This is a genomic window from Streptomyces endophyticus (assembly GCF_035798155.1).
Taxonomy (GTDB): Bacteria; Actinomycetota; Actinomycetes; order Streptomycetales; family Streptomycetaceae; genus Streptomyces; species Streptomyces endophyticus.
The window spans coordinates 21,170-43,310 of sequence record NZ_JAOZYC010000131.1 but is presented as its reverse complement, the minus strand read 5'-3'; the positions used below and the strand labels follow the sequence as shown (position 1 = coordinate 43,310).

Genomic DNA, 22,141 nt, shown 5'->3' with positions numbered 1-22,141 from the left:
CATCTTGAACTGAATAGTTCAAGATAGGATGGGCAGCGCCACAACGGCTGGTCGGAGAAGTCAGAGAAGTCCGAGAACGAGGTGCGTGCGTGATGGCCGGGAAGAAGCAGTTCGACGTGGGCGTCGTGCTCGACGCGGCAATGGTCCAGTTCTGGCGGGCCGGACACGCCGCCACGTCGGTCGACGACCTGTCCAGGACGACCGGACTGAACCGCAGTTCCCTCTACTCCTCGTTCGGCGACAAGGACGCGCTCTACCTGCGCTGCCTTGACCGCTACGCCGCGCGGTACGGAACCAGGTACGACCAGGCGCTTTCCCGTGCGCCCGAGGAACCGCTCCAGGCGGTACGGGCGTTCTTCGAGGTCACCCTGGAGCGCATCGCCGACCCCGACGTACCCGATGGATGCCTGGTCGCCCAGACCGCGATGGCGTCACCGGTGCTCAGCGCCACCATCGCCGCACGTGCCACCGAAGCCCTGGGCGCCCAGTGCGCGCGACTGCGGACCGCCCTGAACGCCGCGGGGCTGGCCGGGAACGATGCCGACGACTTCGCGGTTCATCTCGCGGCGGTGAACCAGTCATTGGCCGTGCTGAGCAGGTCCGGGGCGAGCCGGAAGCAGCTGCGCACGGTCGTCGACATCAGCATGGGCGCGCTGTCGCACGCCTTGAACGCCCGGCCCGACCCGAACGGCGCGCCCTAGCCGGCCACCGGCACCGTCTTCCCTGTCCGTGCCGACTCGTACGCCGCCGCCACGATCCGCACCGCGCGCAGCCCGGCCGCGCCGTCGGTCACCTCCACGGGGCCCTCTCCGAACAGGAAGGACCGCAGCATCAGCGCGTCCAGGTCGACGCCGTACGGAAGTTCCACGGCTGCCCGCGCCGTCTCGCTGAAGCCGTGCACCTTCTGGTCGAAGGCGTCCATCTCCAACACCGCCCGCTCGCCGACGACCTGCATAGAGAGCCCGCCCCACGCCGGATGGTGCCCCGGCTGGCTCCAGCTGCAGTCGAGCGTGAGGACGGCCCCGTTCGCGTACGTCACGGTGAGCAGGCCCGCCGTCTCGACCGCGGCCCGGCCCTCGTACAGCAGGTTGTTGGTCTGCGCGTAGACGGTGAGCGCGGGGGAGGCCTCGAAGAGGTCGTCGAGGAGGTCCGCGACGTGCACGGTGTGGTCCATGACGGCGCCGCCGCCGGAGAGTTCGGGATCGGTGAACCAACGGCTCCTGGCCCCCGGCATATAGCCGTTGTTGGCGCCCGCCACCGTGAGCACCTCACCCGTCGTGCCCGCCCGCACCGCCTCGCGCACCGCGAGATAGGCCGGGCTGAACCGCACCGGGTGCGCCACCGCGAGCCGCACGCCCGCGGCGCGGCACGCCTCGACCATCGCCGCGCCGTCCTCGGGCGTCGTGGCGAGCGGCTTCTCGCACAGCACGTCGACGCCGTGCGCGGCCGCACGCTCGACCAGCTCCCGGTGCCGCACGTTCTCCGAGCAGACCACGACCTTGTCGGGCCCCCAAGCGAACAACTCCTCATACGTGTCGACGTAGTTGACGCCGATCCGCGACGCGAAGTCCTTGCCCCGGACCTCGCCCGGCGCCGCGAGATCCGTGTCGGGGTCGGCCGCGAGCACCTCCACCCCGTCCATCGCGTCGAGCTGCCGCGCGAATCCGCCCGCGTGCACATGCGCGAACGACAGCACACCCACCTTCACGTCCTGTACGCCCTTCACAGCCCGGCCTCCTCGGTCACCTTGAGTTCGACGGGCGCGCCCGTACGCGCGGACTCGGCGGCGGCGCACGCGATCCGCACGGCCTCGACGCCGTCGTGCGCCGTCACGCGGGGCGCAGGACCGCCCTGGACGGCCGCCGCGAACTCCCGCAGCTCCGTCAGATACGGGCTCTCCGTCATCGGGCTGCCCGGAATTCCCTCACCGCGCGGACGCGTCCCCTGCGCCAGCACCCGGAAGCCGCGGTGGGCGGTCGAATCGTGCTCCAGGATCCCGCCTGGCCCCGCGATCCGGAACGTCGTCCGGAACGGCAGGTCCGGCAGCCCCCACACACCGAGCACATGACTGACCGCGCCGGAGGCGTGCGTGAGCACCGCGGTCCCGGTCGCCACGTCCCCTGCGACCGCGCCCGCGTCCTGCTTGCCGCGCACCTGCGCGTGCACCCGCACGACGTCTCCGGCGAGCAGACGCGCGAAGTCCAGGTCGTGGATCATCTGGTCGACGAGGATGCCGCCCGACAGCGCGGGGTCGGAGAACCACGGCGCCCACACGGGAAAACACCCGGACCGCGTGAACCGCAGCACCGCCGGATCCCCGATCTCCCCCTTCGCCACCGCGCCGGCGAGCGCCGCGTACGCGGGGAAGTACCGCACCACGTGAGCGGGAAACAGCAGCACCCCGGCCGCCCGCGCCGCGTCCGCCATCTCCCGGGCCTCGGCGACATCGAGCGAGAGCGGCTTCTCGCACACCACGTGCCTGCCCGCGGTGATCGCGCCGAGGACGAGCTGCCGGTGCGTGTACGTAGGGGTGCACACGTCGACGACGGTGCTCCGGTCGAGCAGTTCGGCAAGGCTCTGCACCGCTGTCACGCCGAACTCGGCGTATTTGGCGGCCAGTTGTTCCGCGCGACCGTCGGTGGACAGGATCGTGACGCGCGCGCCCAGGGCGGTCCAGGCGGGCAGATGGGCACGGGCGATACCGCCGGCGCCGATCAGGCCCACATCGAGGGGTGGCATGAAGCTCCTTTCGGAGAGCGGGTGTTCAGCTGCGGCGCGAAGGACCCGCCCCGTCCAGGAGGTGGCTGTCCACCTCGTCAAGGGCGCGGCGCACCGCGCCGAGGGCCACGCCCTCGCGGCCCAGCGTGCTGACCGCGATGCGGGGGACGTGGAGGGTCAAGGGGGAGAGGTGCGCGGCGAGCAGGGGGCCCAGTGGGTCGCCGACGGGGGCCAACGCGCCGGACAGGACGAGGAGTTCGGGGTCGAGGGCGAGGACGAGCGCGGCGATGCCGGGCGCGACCCCGGCGAGGTAGCGGTCCAGGACGGCGAGCGCCTTCGGGTCCTCGGCGCGCACGGCCCGCGCGAGCGCGTCGGTCTCCGACTCGCCGGGCAGCGGCGCGCCGTCCCAGCCGAGTGCGTCCCCGGCAGCGTTCAGGCCGAGCTGCGGCAGGATGCCCAGCTCGCCCGCTCCGCCGCGGCGCCCCCGGTGCAGCCGCCCGCCGATCATCACGCCGCACGAGATGCGCCGTCCGACGAGCACGCACGCCACGTCGTCGGCGAGTGCGGCGGCGCCCTGCCAGTGTTCGGCGAGCGTCGCGAGGTTCACGTCGTTCTCGACGAGTACCGGGCAGGGGAGTTCACCCCTGAGCCGGGCCGCCAGGTCCAGGTCGGTCCAGTCCGGGACGATCACCGAGCGGATCCGGCCGGTGTCGTCGACCATGCCCGGCACACCGATGCCGACGGACCACACGTCGTGCGGGCCGAGCCGCTGATCGGCGAGGAAGGCGCGCAGCCGGGTGCGCAGCAGCTCGATGCGCTCCGCGCCGGTCAGGTCCGCGGGGAACTCCTCGCGGTGCCGCGCGACGATGGCGCCGTCGAGGCGGGCGAGGAGCAGCACCAGCTTCTTGAGGCCGATGTCGACGCCGACGACGTGCCCGGCCTCGGCGCGGAACCGGAAGCGGCGCGCGGGCCGCCCCGGGGAACGTACGGCGGGCGGCGTGGTCGTCTCCGCGATCCAGCCCCGTGCGGCCAGCTCCTCGACCAGGGCCTCCACGGTGGGTCGGGACAGACCGGTAGAGCCGGTGAGCCGGCCGACCGTCTGCGGGCTCTCCTGGCGCAACGCCCGTAGCACCACAGCGGTGTTGAGCCCACGAAGGGCCGCGAGATCGTGCCCGCGAGCCCGGTCGCGCCCGGCCATGGGCTGTGCCTCCGCCGCGTCGTCGGTCCAGTTGTGCAGGACTGTTGCACAAGGCCGGAGCCCAAGGAACCCCACCCGTACGATAATTTCGCAGAAGTCCTGCGTATCGCGGCGGGACTTGGACCGGGGGCGGGGCCCTACAGGCGTTCCACGGCGCGGAACGCGGACAGCCGCGCCAGCAACCGGCGTGCGGACGGCGTGAGTTCGCTCACCGGCAGCGGTTCGCCACCGTTCAAGCGGCCGATCAGGGCGCCCAGTTCGCGCGCCGTGAGGCCGGTCCGCGTGACGTGTCCGCACGCCGCGACGAGACGGTGTCCGCCGGCGGGCATCCACACCACGCGTTCCGTGGCCCGCACCGCGTCGTCGTCGGTGAAGTAGCCGGGCCGTGTGGGCGCCGGCACCGGGCGAAGGCCGCCGTCCGTGGCATGCCGCAACACCTCGTGGGCCAGCCGCCGGTGGAGCGGCGCGCGGCGGGTCTCCCGGCGGAGGTGGTCGAGCGCCGCCGCGAGGGCCGGAGGCAGCGTGCCGGGCAGGTCGTCGGGCGGCTCACCGTCCGGTACGAGGGTGTCGACGGCGCCCCACGTCCCGTGCGAGGGGGAATGGCCGATGAGCGGCGAGGGTGTGCGCGGAACGGTGATGTGCACGGTCGTGGCGGGGGAGCGGGGTGCGGCCACGGTGTGCTCGTGGTCGGCGGGCCAGTAGAGCAGGTCGCCGGGGACCGCCGTGGCCGCCCAGAGCCGGTTCCCCGGCCCTGTGAGGCGGATTCGGTGGCGGCCGTGGAGGACGTAGAGGAACGTTGCTGCGCGGTGGCGGGAGGGCAGGGGGCGTGGCGGCGCGGACGTGCCGTGGCACAGCGCCGTGCCGATGGGCGTCAGGGACCGGCCGACCTCGTCCCAGAGGCCGGTGAGGAAGGCCCGCTCCCGGGCCCACAGCGGATGGTGCCCCGCGTGCAGTTCCCGGACGACGAGGGCGAAGGGTGTCTCGCCCAACTGCCGTTTCAGCCGACGGTCGTAGGCGGCGAACGAGCCGTCCTCCGGCCGGGGCAGCAGATCGCCGGGGTCGGTGAGGCGGCGCGGCCCCAGCGTGAACCGCACCCGTCCGTCGGCATCCGCCGTGGCGTGGTGCGCGGCGGCGACGGCGCCCTCGAAGACCTCGTGGGGGTCGAAGGGGGCGGCGGGGCCAGGGGCGCGGACCGGGCGGAGCAGCGCGGGGCGGCGGTCCCAGTGGTCCTCCGCGAGGCGGCGCCAGTCGACGGACCCGTCGACGGGGCGGAGGACGTCGATCGGGGTGGCGGCGCCCGCCGTCACGGGCGCGGCTCCGGTGGGGTGACCGCGACGGCCCGTGAACGGCACAGTTCGCGGAGCAGGCCGTGCAGGTGAGGAGAGCGGTCGGACAGGCCCGATGAGCGGGCCAGGTCGGCCACGGTGGTGTCCTGGTGTGTCGTGCGCAGGCCGGTGAGCACGCGGTCGGCCGCGCGGCCCTGTACTGGCCACACATGCCCGTTCGCCGCCCACAGCGCGTCATCCGGACCGGTGGCGACCCGGATGACCTCGGTGACACGTCGTAATCGGTGTCGGGAGGTGAGGGGCACGGCGGGGCAAGGCGCGGGCGCCGGATTCAGCCCTGCCGCGGAGCGCAGCCCGGCCCAGCGCGCGAGCAGGGCCCGCTCGACGTCCGGATCGGCGAGAGTGTCCGTGAACAGGCGTGCGGAGTCGGCGAGTTGAGCGGGCAGCGCCAACCGTCCGTCGGCCCTCGCGGGCAGCGGATGGGGGAGTGCGACAGGGGTGTCCGTGTGTGGGGCGCATCTTCGCGTCAGCCCGTGGACGGCCTCCGTGACCAGCGGCAGGGCCGAGGCCGTCCGGGCGGGCACGCTCACCCGGAGTGTCGTGCACGGTCCCGTACGGTGATCGAGGTGTCGGCTCCCGGCGGGCCAGTGCACCAAGTCACCCGCCCTGGCCCGAAGTTCGTACTCGGTTCCGGTGTGTTCGGGGCGTACCAGCACGCTCAGCTCGCCGTCGATGACCCAGGTGAGCGACGCGGCGCCGGGGTCGCCCGACTCGGTGACGGCGCGGTGCCGGTCGCCGACGGCCAGCTCGGCGGCCACCGGGACCGCGGGCCACCCGACGTACCGCCAGAGCCCGGCCAGGGCGTCCCGTACCCGCGACCATGCCGGGAAGTCCCGGCAGAGCGGGTCGGAGGCGGTCAGCAGCCAGCCGTCGCCGCCGAGTGAGGGCGCGGAGGCGAGGCGCGCGATGTACCCGCCGAGACTCCGGTCGGCGGGGCCGGGCAGGAGCGGTCCCGGCTCGCACAGGATGCCGTCGGCCGTGGCCAGGTGCAGGGGTGGGGAATCGGAGTGCTCGGCCGCCGTGCGGAGGATCGCGTGGGCGTCGGCCGGGTCGAGGCCCAGCGCCGGGGCGTCGGGGACGACCACCGGCTCCCTGGCCCAGTGTGTCTCGGCGAATCGCCGCAGGGCGGAGTCGCGTGGCGCGGCCCTGTGGGCGGAGGTGTGCCTTGACTTCATCGGGTGGGGATCTCCTCGGTCCCACGTGGGGGTGGCGCCGGGTTCGTGACCTTGCCAGAGCGCTTCCTGTGCCGTCAACGCCTTTTGGAGAACCTGTGAACACGCACGGGGGGCGAGGGGAGAAGGGTGACGTCCAGGGGGCGGGTGGCGTCGGAAAGGTGTGGGTCTTGTGAATTGGCGGGTTCCTGCCTGCCGGAATACGGGACTCCGTCCCATTTGGGCAGTCGGGGCGCATGGCAAGGTGGGCGCGCTCGTACAGATGTCCAAGAAAGGCCCCTCATGCCCCTCGCATTGTTTCGCCGTAAGGGCGCCGGTTCGGCAGGGCGAGGGGGCGGGCCAGCCCACTCCGTGCCCCCGGGCGCGGGTGGTGTGCACTGTGAGGTGACCGACCCGTTCGGTCAGCCCATGCCGGGCGCCGAGGTGACGGTGACTCAATCGCAGAGCGGGCGCGTCTCGGTGAAGGCCACGACCGACCCCTTCGGCCTCATCTTCGTCACGCTGCAGCCCGGCCGCTACAGCGTCCTGATCGCGGCCGAGGGCCTGGAGCCGTTCCAGCAGACGGTCGAGGTCGTCGAGGGCGAGACGCTGCCGCTCACCGGCATCCAGCTGCACGTGGGCCGCTCGCCGGAACTGCCGCAGCCCGGCACCTGGATGTTCGACCCGCCGCACACCGCGATCCGCTTCATCGCCAAGCACGTCGGCATGGCCCACGTCCACGGCCGCTTCACGCGCTTCGAGGGCGGCATCCAGATCGCGCCCGACATGGCGGACTCGCGCGTCGAGGTCCGCATCGACGCCGCGTCGATCACCACGGGCAACAACACCCGCGACAACCACCTGCGTTCCGCCGACTTCCTGGATGTCGAGAACTACCCGTACGTCCACTTCAGCTCGGACCGTTTCATCTACCGGGGCGGCTCCAAGTGGACCGTCCAGGGCGCCCTCACGATGCACGGCGTGAGCCGCACGGTCGACCTCGAGACCGGCTACCTCGGCGTCGTCAACGGCGGCTACGCCGAGGAACTGCGCTGCGCCGCGCTCGCCACGGCGGAACTGCACCGCGAGGACTACACGTTGAACTGGCGCACCATGCTCGCCAAGGGCATCGCGGTCGTCGGCCCCACGGTCAAGCTCGAAATGGACCTCCAGGCCATGTACCGCAGCGCGGACACGCCGACGCCGCCGGAGTAGGGGGATGGCCTGCGGGTTCCTTCCCGCGCGGGTGGTGCGTTTTCGCGAGTGACGCGACGCCGGAAGGCGTCGCGTCACTCGCGTCACCCACTCCATCGGACGGCAAGCCTGGCGGCGCGGTGCACATCTGGACGTCGGGGAGAACCTGGGGAGATCTTTGAGGCTCCTCGCACCAGCGGCCGATGACCGTCCGCCCTCGGCCGTGTTGCGGCGAATGTGCCGCGGTGCAGAGGATCCGTGCTCGTGCGGCGGCAGCGCCATCACGCCGAATCTGTGCGGCACCGAGACCAAATGCTTCCCGTGGCTGAAGCTCCTCCGGCAAGGGCACAATGGCGCCCCGCCACCACAGAAGTGGGCACGACCACAGCTCGCGGCCATCGCACGATCATCGAGATTCCGCACGATGCCGATGACCACGCGGTAGTCGTTTAAGTGTCGGCTTCGGTCCTCAACTGGTGCCAGGCATGCCCGCACCCGCCAGTGCATGTCCGGAGCCGCCGCCGGTCATCGGCGACGCCAAGAAGTGCGACCAGCAGCCGGAATGACTTGACCCGCTCGTCCTGCGGAAGGTTGATGATTTTTGCCAGTTGCTCGGTGAGGCGTCCACGCGTGATCAGCACGGCCGGAGTGTGGGTGGGCCGGATACCTGCTCTGCGGATGCTCTCCAGCCCGTCGTCGCTGGTTGCGCGGGCTTGGATACAAAATCCGGCCAGGTCGCGCAGGACCTGGAACTGCTCGTTGTCGGCGAGGCCCTCGAACCAGCCGACTCCCTGAGAAAGGCGACGGATGCCTTGCGCCAACTCGTTCAGCATGACGGCGCGTTCGTCCATCCCGCCCCCTTCCACAACACACTTGGCTGCCTACTTCGCAAAGTCATCGAACCAGATCACGAAGGAGCGCTGGAGTGCCAAGTGCCAAGACTCTCGGACTCTTGACGGGTGGCTACTACGAGCTGGTGCTCCCCAGGGACGGACTCGATCGACTCCGGTCCGTGTAAGCGGCCAGGCGAACAAGCGTCGGCAACTTCAGACATACCGCTCTTCTGTAGGGCAGGCAGCTTTTAGCCTGTCGGCTTCGCAGCTGAGGGGGGGGCTATGGACGAGCCGAGCCCGCAACGGCCACCGCGCCCGGACGAGGATTTGGAGCGGTTCCACAACAGCGACACTCTGAACAACCTGCCGATCATCCCCTCGCAGGACCGACAGCGCCGGTGGAAGTCCGTGGCGCTCGCCGCCCTACTCGGTCTGATCGTCCTTGGCTCCGGCTATACCCTCATTACTCATCCGGGCGGGAGACGAGCGATAGCTGCGAGGGCCGAAACACCCACGGTCACATCCGCGCCGGCGGTTACTGTGACGGCGACGCGAACGCACACTGCCAAGGCCGAGGCACACCCACCCCGTGCTACCTCTACCGAGGCACTGCAACCCAGTCCTGCCGGCCCACTCGCTGAACCTGCCTGCATACACATCCGGTACAAGCAGCCCACTGGCCCCGCCGCATGTGAGCCTCGGGCGCAAGTCTGTGCGCTGGGATCACCCATGTACTCGCCGACCATCGACACCCTCTGCGGCCCCGCCCCCCTCGCCCGCGTCTACGTTGACAACGCCGACATCATCGAGAGCGGCGGATGCTTGACGCTCTCCAGCACGAATTGGGCCACAGGGAGCGCCGAATACAAGGGCTTCGACGTGCCGGCCTACCAGTGCACGGCCTTCGTCGATGTCACAGAACTCGACACAGGCGCGCCACTCACTGTCTGCCAGGAAAACTACCCCGGTACGCGGCTCACGTTCCTGGCAGAGATCACCACGCCAGCAGGTGTGATGACGTCCTGTCTTACAGCGCATGTCGGAGCCTGAGCAGTGCAGGTGGTCGCCCGTCGATCTCGACGGCATGCCGCCTACGCCAAGCACCTCGTTGCGGCGGTCCAGGCCGACGTGCGCCTTGATAACAGAGCGCGACGGCTGAATACTGGCTATGTGGGAACCGACCCTCCAGATAGTTCAACCTTCAGCGATGTCATCGGCCCGTGGGCGGACGCCGGCACCGAGCGTGACCGGCAGGCCGATGAGCGGGAGGCGGACGCCGACGTGCGGGAGGCCGTCGCGGATGAGCGGGAGGTCGGTGCCGACGAGCGGGAGCGGGATCTGAACGCTCGGGAGGGGCGTGAGGACCGTCGGGCCCGCCTTGCCGGCGAGGAGGCCCCCAGCGCGCTGCAGCGTTCTCAGGAGGCGAGCGACAGGGCGCGGGCGCTGCTCGCGGCCAGTGAGGACCGGATGGCGCGCGCCGACGCCAACGTAGCTCGTGCGGTGGCCCACAAGGCCCGCGAGGACTGGGCGACTCAGCAAGAGATCGCCACTTCGGGCCGGTTGCTCGACAGCGCCGACATGTCGCGGCAGGCCAACCTGGACATCTACGTGCAGCAACTTCACGCGCGGTACCTCACCGCCGCCGCCAGGTTGGCCGACGCACACGACATGGTGGCCCGGCATCACGAACACCTCGCTCAGGATGACGCGTCAACCGCCGAGGTGCATCGCGGCCGGTCCCGCCAGGAGCGCCAGGCGGCGCTGCACATCCGTACGGCGGCCCACCAGGCCACCTACCCGGAGGACGCCGCCGTGTCCGCCGACCTGCCGCCGGATGTTCACCACACTCCGTAGCAAGGTGTTCACCTGGGGTAGGAGTCCGTCCGCGCGTCCGTTCGCGGCCGGATGCCCTCCATGGAAGGCTAATGGGCGAAATGTCCCATTCCTGACCTGGGAGGTCCCATGTCCTCGAAGCGTCGTCGGAAGAAGAAGGCGCGCCGCAAGCACGCGGCGAATCACGGCTCTCGTCCGCAGTCCTGACTGGCGGTCCTGACTGCGGGGGCGGCCGCGGGGTGGGGTCACGCGCGCTGCGCGACCCCACTGCCGATCGCGGACGCCCACTCCGTGACCAGCGACTCGTACTCGGCGCGGTCCTCGGGGTTCAGGTGCCCACCCGTGCGCGCCCACAGGTCACGAATCTGCTCGTTGACCACGTCGGCGGACCGTACGGTGCGTGGGACTCGTATGGCGGACATGTGAAAGAGCGTAGGGGATCCGCACGCCTATTCGCTGCGGTCCGTCACGTGGCTATCGCCATGTGTGAGCTTCGTCATGCCCATGGGCGTGGTGAGTCCTGTCACTCTCAAGTGGCCTGGTCGCTCAGGTCACTTCAGTTCTTGCGGCCCACCGCCCCGTACATCGGTACCGGCGATCCGTCCCGGTCCTCGTCGACGGCCAACTCCGGGTGCCAGTCGGGGAGCCAGACCACGCCGGGGTCCACGAGTTCGAGTCCGGTCCCTGTGAAGAACTTCGTCATCTCCTCGTGCGTGCGCGGCGCGAGCGTGACCCCGCCGGCCGCGTACATGTCGATCGCCTGCTGCGTGCGCGACGGGTCGTAGTCCGAGGCCACATGGGACAGGACCAAGTAGCTGCCTGTGGGCAGGGCGTCCACGAAGGTGCGAACGATGTCGTACGCGCCCTGGTCGTCGGGGATGAAGTGCAGGAGTGCGATCAACGACACCGCTATCGGGCGCTCGAAGTCCAGAATCTCCCGGGCCAGTTCGAGGATCCGGTCCGGTTCGCGGGCGTCGGCCTGGACGTAGCGGGTGATCCCCTCCGGCGTGCCCTGCAGCAGCGCCTCCGCGTGCCGCAGCACGATCGGGTCGTTGTCGACGTACACGACGCTTGCCTCGGGCGCCGCGAGTTGGGCGATGCGGTGCAGGTTCGGCTCGGTCGGGATGCCGGTGCCGATGTCGAGGAACTGGGTGACGCCGGCGCGCGGCGAGCATCCGGGTCGCGCGGTGCATGAACCAACGGTTGTGCCGCGCCGCGTACTTGGCCGTCGGCTCCAGCGTGGTGATCTGCCGGCCGAGCTCCTCGTCCACCGGGTAGTTGTCCTTGCCGCCGAGGTACCAGTCGTACACCCGCGCCGGGTGCGGCCTGCTGGTGTCGATGCGCGGTGGGGTGGGGGATGTGTCGGGCGTCGAGGGCATGGGTGGCTGCAACTCCCTTGTCGTCCGGGCATGTGAGAGCGCCTGCACGAACATCCTGCCGTACGTGTGCGAAGTGTGTGGCCGCAATGGGAGAGGATGGCGGGGCGGAATGGGATCTGAGACAGGAGCATCGCGCATGAGTGACGTCCCCCGGCGTCCCGCACGCCTCGACATCTCCCGGGCCACGCTGGACGATTGGCCGGTGATCCGTGGGTGGGCCGCCGACGAGGGCTGGAATCCCGGCCTCGCGGACGGGGTCAGCTTCTTCGCCCAGGACCCGGACGGGTTCTTCCTCGGCCGGATCGACGGTGAGCCGGTGTCCGCCGTCTCCGTCGTCAACTACGGGGACGACTATGCCTTCCTGGGGTGCTACCTCGTGCGTCCCGATCTGCGCGGCCGCGGTCACGGCATCGCCACCTGGAAGGCCGGGCTCACGCACGCAGGCGGGCGCACCGTCGGGCTCGACGGCGTCGTCGCCCAGCAGGGCAACTACCGCAAGTCCGGCTTCGAACTCGCCCACCGCACCATCCGGTTCACCGGGATCGCGGCCGGCGGCACGGCCGCGCCCGCCGACGGCGTCGTGCCGGTCGACGGTGACCTCGCGCCCCTCCTCGCGCCCCTCCTCGCGTACGACAGCGCCTGCTACCCGGCGGACCGGCCCCGCTTCCTCGAATCCTGGCTGACCACGGAGGGGCACGTGGTCCGCGCCCGCGTCGTCGGCGGGCGCGTCACCGGGTACGGGGTGCTGCGCGAGGGGCGGGACATGCCGCGGATCGGGCCGCTGTTCGCGGACACGCCGGACGACGCGCGTGTCCTGTTCGACGCGCTCGCTCCGGCGGGGAGGCCGGTCGGCCTCGACGTTCCGGCCTCGAACCGGGCGGCCGTCGCCCTCGCGGAGGGGCGGGGTCTTGAACCGGGGTTCGAGACGGCCCGGATGTACACCGGTCCAGTGCGGGCGTTCGCCGAGGAACGAGTCTTCGGAGTGACGACGCTTGAACTCGGGTGAGAGGCGCGCGGCTCCGGTTCAGTCGCGTTCCGGCCCGCGCTCCTCGAACGTTCCGTGTCGCCCCGCCCCCGCCGCGAACCGGCCCGCCCCTTCGAGTGCCCCGCCCAACACGCCCATGCCATAACGGAGTTCGGTGCCCATCGCCGTCGCCTCGTCCTCGCCGTGCTGCTCCCGCAGGGACGCCCGGTCGCTGCGCAGGCAGTCCTGCGGGAAGGCGGCGATCCGCGCGGCGAGCGTCTCGGCCGCCGCGCGCGAGCCACCGGGCGGCACGAGGCGGTTCGCGAGTCCGATCTCGTACGCCTCCTGCGCCGGGACGGGGCGGCCGGTCAGGATCAGGTCGCTCGCACGGCTCTCGCCGATCAGGCGGGGGAGCCGGACCGTGCCGCCGTCGATCAGCGGCACGCCCCAGCGGCGGCAGAAGACACCGAACACCGCGTCCTCCTCCACGACCCGCAGATCGCACCAGAGGGCGAGTTCGAGGCCGCCCGCCACCGCGTGACCGGCCACCGCCGCGATGACGGGCTTGGTCAGGCGCAGCCGGGTCGGGCCCATCGGACCTTCCCCGTCCTCCGCCACCCGGTTCCCGCGCTCCGTACCGATCGCCTTGAGGTCGGCCCCCGCGCAGAACGTGCCGCCCTCGCCCCACAGCACGGCGACCCGCGCCCCGTCGTCCGCCTCGAACGCGCGGAAGGCGTCGGCCAGTTGGACCGCCGTCGGCCCGTCGACCGCGTTGCGGGCCTCGGGGCGGGACAGGACGACCGTGGTGACGTGGCCTGCGCGTTCGACGCGGACCTGCATGAGGACCTCCGGGGTCAGGTGACGGTGAGCTTCAGCTTGGCATCCGCCGTCGAGCTGTTCCCCACGTACAGCTCGAACGTGCCCTCCTCGACCCGGAATTCGCCGCTGGAGTCGTTCGTCCAGAAGCCGAGGTCCTCCGCGCCGAGCTGGAACCGGACGGTCGTCGACGCGCCCGCGTCCAGCGCGACCCGCTTGAACCCGCGCAGCCTGCGCACCGGTTGGGTCAGCGAGGCGGCCACATCGCGTACGTACAGTTGCGCGACCTCGTCGCCGGAGCGCGAGCCGGTGTTGCGGACCTCGACCGACACCTCGAAGGTGTCGCCCTTGCGCAGGGCGCCCGCCGGGATCGAGGAGCGGCTCAGCTTCGGCGCGGCGAAGGCGAACGTCGTGTAGCTGAGGCCGTACCCGAAGGGGAACTGCGGGGTCGGCGGCAGGTCCAGGTACTTCGACGTGTACTTGTTGTCCTTGTCGTACGGGCGGCCCGTCGACTCGTGGTTGTAGTGGATCGGGATCTGGCCGGTCGTGCGCGGGAAGGAGACTGGCAGCTTGCCGCCGGGGTTGACCGCGGCGAACAGGACGTCCGCGATCGCGTTGCCCGCCTCGATACCGGGGTGCCAGGCCTCAAGGACGGCCGGGGCGCTGTCCAGCCAGTCGCCGACGGTGAACGGCCGGCCGCCGACCAGGACCACCACGAACGGCTTGCCCGTCTCCGCGATCGCCGCGATCAGCTTCTCCTGCGCGCCCGGCAGCGAGATGTCGCTGCGGGCCGCGGCCTCGCCGCTCATCGACGAGGGCTCGCCGACGACCACGATCGTGACGTCCGCCGCCTTGGCGGCGGCCACCGCGTCGGCGATGCCGCCGGTTTCCTTGCCCTCCGGGTCGACGCCGCGCGCGTAGCTGACCTTGGCGTCCGGCGCCGCCTTCTTCACCGCGTCGAGCACCTTCACCGCGGGGAACTTCTCGGCCGACGCGGGCACCACCCACGTACCCAGCAGATCCGAGGAGTCGCCGAACGGGCCGACGACGGCGAGGGACGCGGCCGACTTCTTCAGCGGGAGCGTGTCCTGCTCGTTCTTCAGCAGCACCATCGAGCGGGCCGCCGCGGTGCGCGCCGCCTTGCGGGCGTCCGCCGAGGGCTCGTTGATCGCCTTCGACTCCTCCACGTACGGGTCGTCGAACAGGCCGAGTTCGTACTTGAGGCGGAGCACGCGGGCCACCGCGTCGTCGATCCGCCGCTCCTGGATCTTCCCGGCGCGCACCAGCTTCTTGCCGTTGGTGAGGAGGTGGGTGCTGGTCATCTCCATGTCGACGCCGGCGTTGAGGGCGAGCCTGGCCGCGTCCGCGCCGTCCTCGGCGAAGCCGTGCGCGATCAGCTCCTGAACGCCCGTGTAGTCGCTGACGACCAGACCCTCGAACCCCCACTCCTTCTTGAGGATGTCGGTGAGGGTGTGCGCGTTGCCGTGCGCGGGGACGCCGCTGATGGTGTTGAAGGAGGCCATCACCGTGGCGACGCCCGCGTCCAACGCCGCCTTGAACGGCGGGAGATAGAGGTTGCGCAGGCGGGACTCGGACACGTCGACCGTGTTGTAGTCGCGGCCGCCCTCGGCGCCGCCGTACGCCACGAAGTGCTTCGCGCACGCCGCGACGGTGTCCTTCGAGCCGTATCCGGAGCCCTGGTAGCCCTTCACCTTGGCTGCCGCCAACTGGGCGGTCAGATACGGGTCCTCGCCGTTGCCCTCGGCGATGCGGCCCCAGCGCGGCTCGTGCGTGACGTCCATCATCGGCGCGAACGTCCAGTGCACGCCGTTGGAGCGGGCCTCCTTGGCGGACACCTCGGCGTCCGAGCGGGCCACGTCCGGGTCGAAGCTGGAGGCCTGGGCGAGCGGGATCGGGAAGTTGGTCCAGAAGCCGTGGATGACGTCGAGCCCGAGCAGCAGCGGGATGCCGAGCCGGGACTCCTCGACGGCGAGGCGCTGCAACTCGTTGGTGGTCTTCGCGCCGAAGATGCTGAACACGGAGCCGACCCGCCCGGCCCGCGCCGCGTCCTCGACCGCCTTCGTCGTGCCGGAGCCCGGATTGAGGTCGTAGGACCAGGGGAGCTGCTGGAGCTGGCCCAGCTTCTCTTCGAGAGTCATACGCGCGAGAAGACTCTGGACCTTGGGCTCGTACAGCTTCCGCTTTCCCTCGGTCGCGGCGGCCGCGGCGGTCGCGCCACTGGCCGGGCTGGTCACGACGGCACTCGCGGCGGCGGTGACGCCGATCGCGGACAGCAGGGTACGCCTGTGCAGCTGCGGCATGTGTTCGCTTCCCGATAGGTCGAGGCCCACAACTTGTGTGGTGGGCACAAGAATTGAAGCGAAGTTACGTTCCGGTTACTCAAGGGTCAAGAGGTGTGGCCGGGATGTCGCCCAGCTCTTGACCTCAAGATTGGTTGAGGTCATAACGTCATCGGCATGAGCATGGAGACCACAGCCTGGACGCAGCTGCACAGCGTCATGAACGCCCAGGACGGCGGGCCCAAGGGCCGTCCCTTCGCCCGCGCGACCCTTCGCAGGATCGCCGTCTTCGCCCGGCCGCACCGGCGCCGCATCGCCCAGTTCGTGTTCCTGAGCATCCTGACCGCGCTGCTCGCCGTGGCGACACCGATGCTCGCGGGCTCGGTCGTCAACGCGATCGTGGGCGGTCACGACGAGGGCCACGTCATCCGCCTCGCCGTCCTCATCGCCGTCATCGCGCTCGCGGAGGCGGGCATCGGGCTGCTGGCCCGCTGGCTCTCGGCGAACCTCGGCGAAAGCCTCATCCTCGACCTGCGGACGGCCGTCTTCGACCACGTACAACGCATGCCCGTCGCCTTCTTCACCAGGACCCGCACCGGAGCCCTGGTCAGCCGCCTCAACAACGACGTGATCGGCGCGCAGCGCGCCTTCAGCAACACGCTGTCGGGTGTGGTCGGGAACGTGGTCACGCTGATCCTGACCCTGGCCGTCATGCTGACGCTGTCCTGGCAGATCACGCTGCTCGCCCTCGTCCTCCTGCCGGTCTTCGTGCTCCCCGCCCGCCGCATGGGCTCCCGCATGGCCCGTCTGCAACGCGAGGCCGCCGCGCACAACGCGGCCATGGGGACTCGGATGACCGAGCGGTTCTCCGCGCCGGGCGCCACGCTGATCAAGCTGTTCGGGCGGCCCGGCGACGAGTCGGCCGAGTTCGCGGAACGCGCGCGGCGCGTGCGCGACATCGGCGTCCGCACCGCCATGGCGCAGTCGGCGTTCATCACCGCGCTCACCCTCGTCTCCGCCCTCGCGCTCGCCCTCGTGTACGGCCTCGGCGGCTACTTCGCGCTGACCGGCACCCTGAAGGCGGGCGCGGTCGTCTCCCTGGCGCTGCTGCTGACCCGCCTGTACGCACCGCTCACCTCGCTCGCCGGCGCCCGCGTCGAGGTCATGAGCGCGCTCGTCAGCTTCGAGCGGGTCTTCGAGGTGCTCGACCTCAAGCCGCTCATCGACGAGAAGCCCGACGCCCGCGCGATCCCGGACGGCCCGGTCGCCGTCGAGTTCGACGACGTGCGCTTCGGCTACCCGTCCGCCGACAAGGTGTCCCTCGCCTCCCTCGAAGAGGTCGCCTCCCTCGACACGCGCGGCGGCGCCGAGGTGCTGCACGGAGTCTCCTTCCGCGCCGAACCCGGCCAGACGGTGGCACTCGTCGGCTCGTCCGGAGCCGGCAAGTCGACCATCGCGTCGCTGCTGCCGCGGCTCTACGACACCGATGGCGGGGCCGTCCGCATCGGCGGCCTCGACGTCCGCGACACCAGCGCGGTCTCGCTGCGCGCCACGCTCGGGATGGTCACGCAGGACGGGCACCTCTTCCACGAAAGCATCCGCGCGAACCTGCTGCTCGCCCGCCCCGAAGCGAGCGAGGCCGACCTGTGGGACGTGCTGACCCGCGCCCGCCTCGACGCGCTCGTCCGCGACCTGCCGGACGGCCTGGACACGGTCGTCGGCGAACGCGGCTACCGGCTCTCCGGCGGCGAGCGCCAGCGCATGACCATCGCCCGGCTGCTCCTCGCCCGCCAGCGCGTCGTCATCCTCGACGAGGCCACCGCCCACCTCGACAACACCTCCGAGGCGGCCGTGCAGGAGGCGCTCGCCGAGGCGCTGGAGGGCCGCACGGCCGTGGTCATCGCCCACCGCCTGTCGACGATCCGCTCCGCCGATCTGATCCTCGTGGTGGAGGAGGGACAAGTGGTGGAGCGCGGCACGCATGAGGAACTGGTGGTGAGCGACGGCCGCTACGCGGAGCTGTACCGGACCCAGTTCGGGGCGGAAGGTGTCGTGGAGGCGGCGTAATCCAAGCCCCGCCGGCGATTGAGGCGCGGCGCCGCGAAACCATCAAGTCGGGCGCGGCAACGGCCAGTTGACCACTCCCACCGCAACGTGACCCCGGGTTACCCTGATCGCATGCTGGTAGGTCGCACAGCGGAATGCGCGCGCCTCGCGGACCTCGTCGACGGCGCGCGCACCGGGCACAGCGCCGCCCTGGTCGTCCGTGGCGAGGCGGGCATCGGGAAGACCAGTCTGCTCGGTTACGCCGAGTCCGTCGCCCGGGACCTCACGCGGCTGCACACGCAGGGCATCGAGGCGGAGTGCGAACTGCCGTACGTGGGGCTCGCGGACCTGTTCCGGCCGGTCACCGACCACCTCGACCGGATCCCCGAACGGCAGGCGGCCGCCCTCACCGGCGCGCTCGCCCTCGGCCCCGCCGTCGCGCAGGACCGGTTCGCGGTCGCCGCGGGAACGCTCAGCCTGCTGGGCGCGATCAGCGAGTCCGGGCCGGTCCTCGTCGTCGTCGACGACGCCCAGTGGCTCGACCCGTACTCCCTTGACGCCCTCGCCTTCGCGACCCGCCGCCTGGGCCGCGAGGGCGTGGTCGCCCTCTTCGCCACCCGCGACAACGACGAGACCGCGTCCCGTCTCGCGCCCGTGGAGTCCCTCAGCCTCCAGGGGCTCGACGCCGGGGCGGCGCGCGAACTCGTCGTCGAGGAGGCCGCCGAGCCGCTGCCGCCGCACGACATCCAGTGGCTCCTGTCCGAGGCCCGCGGCAACCCGCTCGCCCTCGTCGAGCTCCCCGCCCTGCTCGCCCACGGCGGCCACCGCCCCGACAGCGGCGCCCCGCTGCCCATCGGCGACATCCTCGCCCGCACCTTCCACAGCGCCATCACCCGGCTGCCCGACCCCACCCGCGACGCCATGCTGCTGCTCGCGGTCCTCGGCCCCCGCCCGCTCGCCGGGACCGAACGGGTGCTGCGCGCCCACGAGTTGACCTACGCCGACCTGGAACCGGCCGAGCGGGCCGGCCTGATGACGGTCGAAGAGGGCGCGTACGTCTTCCGCCACCCGCTCGTCCGCTCCGGCGTCTACCACGGCGCGTCCGCCGTCCGCCGCTGGCGCGCCCACCGCACCGTCGCCCGGGCCCTGCAGGGCGCCCGCGCCCCCGCCGCGCTCGAACGCTACGCCTGGCACCTGTCCGAATCGGGCGCCGACCCGGACGAGGAGGTCGCCGCCGCGCTCGCGAAGGCGGCGTCCGGCGGTCCCGCCAGTCTCACCTTCCCGCTCGCCGCACGCCTGTTCGCCCACGCCGCCCGCTTCACCCCCGACGACGAGGGCAAGGCGCGCCGCCTGCTCGCCGCCGCCCGCGCCGCCCAGGCCGCCGGCTCCCTGGACGAGGCCGCCGACCTCCTGGACCGCGCACTCGACCACGCCGCACACGAACGCACCCGCCTCGACCTGCGTCAACTGCGCTGCTACGTGGACATCCAGCGCGGCAGGCCCGCCCGCGCGCGCGAGCAGCTGCGCTCCGCCGTCGACGAGGCCCGCCGCGTCGACCCCGCGCTCGCCGCCGTCATGCTCGGCGGCATCACCCTCACCGAACTCGCCATCGGGGACCTCACGGCGGCCCGCGCCACCTCCGCCGAGTCGATGCAGCTCGCCGACGCCTTCGGCGACGCGGCGGCCGCCCTGCCGGTACGCCTCCTGCACGCGCTGGTCGAACTCCTGGGCGGCAACGCGGAGGACGGTCGCGCCCTGCTCCACGACCTCGAAAAGCCCCTGGCCGCACCGGACCTGTCCTTCCCGTACCCGGTCCAGGGTGTCGGCGGACTCTGCTATCTGGCCACGGAGGAACTGGACCTGGGCCACGCGCTCCTCGACCGCGCGGTGCACGCGGCCCGCTCGTCCAGCACAGTTGGCCTCCTCGCCCACCTCCTCGGCACACTCTCCGTCGTCGAGTTCTGGCGCGGGGAGTGGAACGCCTCGCTCGCCCACGCCGACGAATCCGCCCGCCTCGGCGAGGACACGGGACGCGTCATCGAGGTGTGCCGCGCGCTGGCGGCCCAGGCCCGAACGGAAGCGGTTCTGGGGCGTGAAGGGGACTGCCGCAGCCACGAGGCGCAGTGCCGCTCCCTGGCCGCGGCCGCCGAACTCCCCATGGACGCGGCACGCGCGCGTGGCGCCCTCGGCCTCCTCGAACTCGGCCTGGGGCACTACGAAGAAGCGGCAGCCCACCTGGAAGAGGTGCGCGCCTTCTCCCTCGCCAACGGCCGCGGCGACGGCCTCTACCTCTCCTGGGCCGCCGACCTCGCCGAGGCCTACGTCCATCTGCACCGCACCGACGAGGCGTACGAGGTGCTGCGGGTCCTGGACCACGAGGCGGGCCGCGGCAGGCGTCCCATCACCGCCGCGGCGGCCGCCCGCTGCCGGGGCATGCTCGAACCGGCCTACGTCGAGCGGCACATGGACCGGGCCCTCGCCGAACTCGCCGACATCCAGGCCCCCTTCGAGCGGGGCCGCACCGACTTCGCGTGCGGTGAGCTGCTGCGCCGCCTCGGCCGCCGCAGCGAGGCCCGGCGCCGGCTGCAGCGCGCCCTCACCACGTTCGAGCGCCTCGGCGCGGCCGGCTGGGCGGGCCGCGCCGCCGCCGAACTCCACGCCGCGGGTGGCGACCGCGTCGACGCGGGCCCCACTCCGCTGGACGGCCTGACCCCGCAAGAACTCCGCGTGGCCCTGGCGGTCGGCCGCGGTGTCACCAACCACGAAGCGGCGGAACAGCTCTTCCTCAGCGTCAAGACGGTCGAGTTCCACCTCGGCAACATCTACCGAAAGCTGGACGGGGTGCACCGGCGGACCCAACTCGTGCGCCTGCTCAGTGAGTCGGCACACCCGTGATCCCCTCTGGGCCGCGCACAGACAGTGGGGGTGCCCGCACCGGGCACCCCCCGTCCCCCGTGTCCCCCGTGGGTTCCCCGTTGTTCCCCCGTCGGGTCCCCCGTGTCGAAAGCCCCCGTGTGCTTTCGTGTCTCCACGATGGACCCGGCCGGACCCCTGGGCCACGGGGAAAACCCTGGGATCGGGGGCCAGGGGCCTACGACGATCGGTGTAGACGGGGAAACGCCGCAGGTCACCCCGCGGCTGCCGACGCGTCGTACCCATAGATCCACCCACTGCGCAGCAACGGATCCGCGTCCCCGAGCGCCGCGTCCCGGGCCCGCTGCGCCGGGCCGTCCGGGAGATGGTTGGCCTCGGCGCGGGCGTGGCTCACCTGTTGGAGGCGGGTGGTGCGTGGAATGCGCTCCGACGCGTAGCGGGCAAGGGCCCCGACCGGGTCGTCAGCATTGGTGGCGAGGCAGCGGGCCAGCACCGCCGCGTCCTCCAGCGCCTGCGCGGCGCCCTGGCCGTAGAACGGGAACATGGGATGCGCCGCGTCGCCGAGCAGGGTCATGCGGCCGCTGGTCCACGAGGGCAGCGGCGGGCGGTCGTAGAGGGCCCAACGGCCGGGAACGGAGCCGGAGTTGATGAGCGCGGTCACCCGGTCGTCCCAGCCGGCGAACTCCGCGTGGAATTCCTCGACCGTGGCCGTCGCGCTCCACGACTCCGCCGTCTCGTCCGTCGACGGGGCGAACGCGACCACGTTGACCGCCGCGCCGCAGGAGATCGGGTAGTGCACGAGATGGTGGTCCGGGCCGAGCCACAGTGTCTGCGCGCGGCGCAGGGCGAAGGCGGGGGCCGCCGCGGCGGGGACCACCGTGCGGAAGGCGCACAGGCCCGAGAAGCGGGGGCGCTCCGGCTCGGCGACCGTCTCGCGGACGAGGGAGTGCATGCCGTCCGCGCCGATCACCAGGTCCGCATCCGTGCGGGTGCCGTCGGCGAAGGCGAGACGCACCCCGTCGGCGTGCGGCTCGACGGCCGTGCAGCGCGCGCCGAGCCGCACCGCCCCGTCCGGCACCGCCGACCTGAGCGCGTCGAGCAGATGGGCCCGGTGCGTGGTGTACGTGCGCTCCCCGTAGAGGCGCTCGCACACCCCGTCGAGACGCTCCGCGGACAGCACGGTGCCGTCCTGCCAGCGCCTGAACTCCCAGCCCCAGTCGAGGGGGACGGCCCGGCGCAGCGCGGATTCCGCCACGCCCAGCGCGCGCAGCGGCCGCACCGCGTTGGGCGCGAGCAGCAGGCCCGCGCCGACCTCGGTGAGCGCGGACGCCTGCTCGTGGACGGTCACGGCCAGCCCCGCGCGATGGAGGAAGGCGGCGGCCGCCATGCCTCCGATGCCGCCGCCCACGATGGCGATCCGCGGTCCTGACTGCTGGTTGTCGCGCACTGGTGTCTCCCCGGACTGCGTGGCGTGCGTCGGCCGGGCTTC

The 22,141-nt window shown here is 71.8% G+C and carries 17 protein-coding genes and 1 pseudogene; 7 read left to right on the top strand and 11 right to left on the bottom strand.

Translation table 11 applies throughout. The features are described from left to right. Positions 1-92 precede the first annotated feature (92 nt). Positions 93-701 (top strand): TetR/AcrR family transcriptional regulator, encoded by a 609-nt coding sequence (locus tag OKJ99_RS22675; protein WP_326019139.1) that lies wholly within the window; start codon positions 93-95, stop codon positions 699-701. On the opposite strand, the gene OKJ99_RS22670 is transcribed toward OKJ99_RS22675, so the two are convergent. From OKJ99_RS22670 to OKJ99_RS22650, 5 genes are all read right to left on the bottom strand, one after another. Next, positions 698-1,726, bottom strand: a complete 1,029-nt coding sequence (locus OKJ99_RS22670) for a Gfo/Idh/MocA family protein (protein ID WP_326019137.1) — start codon at positions 1,724-1,726, stop codon at positions 698-700. The two genes, OKJ99_RS22675 and OKJ99_RS22670, sit on opposite strands and share 4 nt — an antisense overlap. Continuing rightward, positions 1,723-2,739: a Gfo/Idh/MocA family protein gene (locus tag OKJ99_RS22665; protein ID WP_326019135.1), complete on the bottom strand. Its 1,017-nt coding sequence runs from the start codon at positions 2,737-2,739 to the stop codon at positions 1,723-1,725. The genes OKJ99_RS22670 and OKJ99_RS22665 overlap by 4 nt, the downstream gene beginning before the upstream one ends. A gap of 25 nt (positions 2,740-2,764) precedes the next feature. Next, a complete protein-coding gene (locus OKJ99_RS22660) occupies positions 2,765-3,916 on the bottom strand; it encodes an ROK family protein (RefSeq protein ID WP_326019133.1) in 1,152 nt (383 codons plus the stop codon). 137 nt (positions 3,917-4,053) lie between these two features. After that, entirely contained in the window at positions 4,054-5,223 is a 1,170-nt protein-coding gene (locus tag OKJ99_RS22655; protein WP_326019131.1) for a hypothetical protein, read from the bottom strand. Further along, positions 5,220-6,437, bottom strand: a complete 1,218-nt coding sequence (locus OKJ99_RS22650) for a hypothetical protein (RefSeq protein ID WP_326019129.1) — start codon at positions 6,435-6,437, stop codon at positions 5,220-5,222. Before OKJ99_RS22650 ends, OKJ99_RS22655 begins: the two co-directional genes overlap by 4 nt. 279 nt (positions 6,438-6,716) lie before the next feature. Here OKJ99_RS22650 and OKJ99_RS22645 point away from each other — a divergent pair, with 279 nt between their 5' ends. Beyond that, on the top strand, positions 6,717-7,628 hold the full coding sequence (locus OKJ99_RS22645; protein ID WP_326019127.1) for a YceI family protein: 912 nt from the start codon (positions 6,717-6,719) through the stop codon (positions 7,626-7,628). A gap of 428 nt (positions 7,629-8,056) precedes the next feature. On the opposite strand, the gene OKJ99_RS22640 is transcribed toward OKJ99_RS22645, so the two are convergent. Continuing rightward, the gene (locus tag OKJ99_RS22640; protein ID WP_326019126.1) at positions 8,057-8,458 is read right to left on the bottom strand and encodes a DUF5958 family protein; all 402 of its coding nucleotides are present in this window, start codon (positions 8,456-8,458) and stop codon (positions 8,057-8,059) included. Between the two features lie 711 nt (positions 8,459-9,169). On the opposite strand from OKJ99_RS22640, the gene OKJ99_RS22635 reads away from it, so the two are divergent. Together OKJ99_RS22635 and OKJ99_RS22630 are read left to right on the top strand one after the other, a co-directional pair. Further along, positions 9,170-9,490, top strand: coding sequence for a hypothetical protein (locus tag OKJ99_RS22635; RefSeq protein WP_326019124.1), 321 nt, complete (start codon positions 9,170-9,172; stop codon positions 9,488-9,490). Positions 9,491-9,610: 120 nt separating this feature from the next. Next, on the top strand, positions 9,611-10,294 hold the full coding sequence (locus OKJ99_RS22630; RefSeq protein ID WP_326019122.1) for a hypothetical protein: 684 nt from the start codon (positions 9,611-9,613) through the stop codon (positions 10,292-10,294). Positions 10,295-10,518: 224 nt separating this feature from the next. Here OKJ99_RS22630 and OKJ99_RS22625 read toward each other — a convergent pair whose 3' ends face one another. Both OKJ99_RS22625 and OKJ99_RS22620 read right to left on the bottom strand, forming a co-directional pair. After that, complete coding sequence (locus OKJ99_RS22625) at positions 10,519-10,695, bottom strand: hypothetical protein (RefSeq protein WP_326019120.1); 177 nt, start codon at positions 10,693-10,695, stop codon at positions 10,519-10,521. A 134-nt stretch (positions 10,696-10,829) separates the two neighbouring features. After that, positions 10,830-11,652, bottom strand: a pseudogene (locus OKJ99_RS22620) (SAM-dependent methyltransferase). A 136-nt stretch (positions 11,653-11,788) separates the two neighbouring features. Between OKJ99_RS22620 and OKJ99_RS22615 the strand changes: the two are divergent. After that, positions 11,789-12,658 (top strand): GNAT family N-acetyltransferase, encoded by an 870-nt coding sequence (locus OKJ99_RS22615; RefSeq protein ID WP_326019118.1) that lies wholly within the window; start codon positions 11,789-11,791, stop codon positions 12,656-12,658. Positions 12,659-12,676: 18 nt separating this feature from the next. Here the strand turns inward: OKJ99_RS22615 and OKJ99_RS22610 are convergent, their stop codons facing one another. Both OKJ99_RS22610 and OKJ99_RS22605 read right to left on the bottom strand, forming a co-directional pair. After that, a complete protein-coding gene (locus OKJ99_RS22610) occupies positions 12,677-13,456 on the bottom strand; it encodes a crotonase/enoyl-CoA hydratase family protein (protein ID WP_326019116.1) in 780 nt (259 codons plus the stop codon). A 14-nt stretch (positions 13,457-13,470) separates the two neighbouring features. Continuing rightward, positions 13,471-15,753, bottom strand: a complete 2,283-nt coding sequence (locus OKJ99_RS22605; protein WP_326019114.1) for a glycoside hydrolase family 3 N-terminal domain-containing protein — start codon at positions 15,751-15,753, stop codon at positions 13,471-13,473. A gap of 156 nt (positions 15,754-15,909) precedes the next feature. Between OKJ99_RS22605 and OKJ99_RS22600 the strand changes: the two genes are divergently transcribed. Further along, positions 15,910-17,799, top strand: a complete 1,890-nt coding sequence (locus OKJ99_RS22600) for an ABC transporter ATP-binding protein (protein WP_326019112.1) — start codon at positions 15,910-15,912, stop codon at positions 17,797-17,799. 111 nt (positions 17,800-17,910) lie between these two features. Beyond that, the gene (locus OKJ99_RS22595; RefSeq protein ID WP_326019110.1) at positions 17,911-20,673 is read left to right on the top strand and encodes a helix-turn-helix transcriptional regulator; all 2,763 of its coding nucleotides are present in this window, start codon (positions 17,911-17,913) and stop codon (positions 20,671-20,673) included. Between the two features lie 232 nt (positions 20,674-20,905). Here the strand turns inward: OKJ99_RS22595 and OKJ99_RS22590 are convergent, their stop codons facing one another. Then, the gene (locus OKJ99_RS22590) at positions 20,906-22,099 is read right to left on the bottom strand and encodes an FAD-dependent monooxygenase (protein WP_326019108.1); all 1,194 of its coding nucleotides are present in this window, start codon (positions 22,097-22,099) and stop codon (positions 20,906-20,908) included. Positions 22,100-22,141 lie beyond the last annotated feature (42 nt).

What these genes read in the sequence shown, in the direction of transcription:
- OKJ99_RS22675 (WP_326019139.1), top strand. Translation starts at nt 93, where the DNA reads ATGGCCGGGAAGAAGCAGTTCGACGTGGGCGTCGTGCTCGACGCGGCA.
- OKJ99_RS22665 (WP_326019135.1), bottom strand. Translation starts at nt 2,739, where the DNA reads ATGCCACCCCTCGATGTGGGCCTGATCGGCGCCGGCGGTATCGCCCGT.
- OKJ99_RS22660 (WP_326019133.1), bottom strand. Translation starts at nt 3,916, where the DNA reads ATGGCCGGGCGCGACCGGGCTCGCGGGCACGATCTCGCGGCCCTTCGT.
- OKJ99_RS22650 (WP_326019129.1), bottom strand. Translation starts at nt 6,437, where the DNA reads ATGAAGTCAAGGCACACCTCCGCCCACAGGGCCGCGCCACGCGACTCC.
- OKJ99_RS22645 (WP_326019127.1), top strand. Translation starts at nt 6,717, where the DNA reads ATGCCCCTCGCATTGTTTCGCCGTAAGGGCGCCGGTTCGGCAGGGCGA.
- OKJ99_RS22640 (WP_326019126.1), bottom strand. Translation starts at nt 8,458, where the DNA reads ATGGACGAACGCGCCGTCATGCTGAACGAGTTGGCGCAAGGCATCCGT.
- OKJ99_RS22635 (WP_326019124.1), top strand. Translation starts at nt 9,170, where the DNA reads ATGTACTCGCCGACCATCGACACCCTCTGCGGCCCCGCCCCCCTCGCC.
- OKJ99_RS22625 (WP_326019120.1), bottom strand. Translation starts at nt 10,695, where the DNA reads ATGTCCGCCATACGAGTCCCACGCACCGTACGGTCCGCCGACGTGGTC.
- OKJ99_RS22615 (WP_326019118.1), top strand. Translation starts at nt 11,789, where the DNA reads ATGAGTGACGTCCCCCGGCGTCCCGCACGCCTCGACATCTCCCGGGCC.
- OKJ99_RS22610 (WP_326019116.1), bottom strand. Translation starts at nt 13,456, where the DNA reads ATGCAGGTCCGCGTCGAACGCGCAGGCCACGTCACCACGGTCGTCCTG.
- OKJ99_RS22605 (WP_326019114.1), bottom strand. Translation starts at nt 15,753, where the DNA reads ATGCCGCAGCTGCACAGGCGTACCCTGCTGTCCGCGATCGGCGTCACC.
- OKJ99_RS22600 (WP_326019112.1), top strand. Translation starts at nt 15,910, where the DNA reads ATGAGCATGGAGACCACAGCCTGGACGCAGCTGCACAGCGTCATGAAC.
- OKJ99_RS22595 (WP_326019110.1), top strand. Translation starts at nt 17,911, where the DNA reads ATGCTGGTAGGTCGCACAGCGGAATGCGCGCGCCTCGCGGACCTCGTC.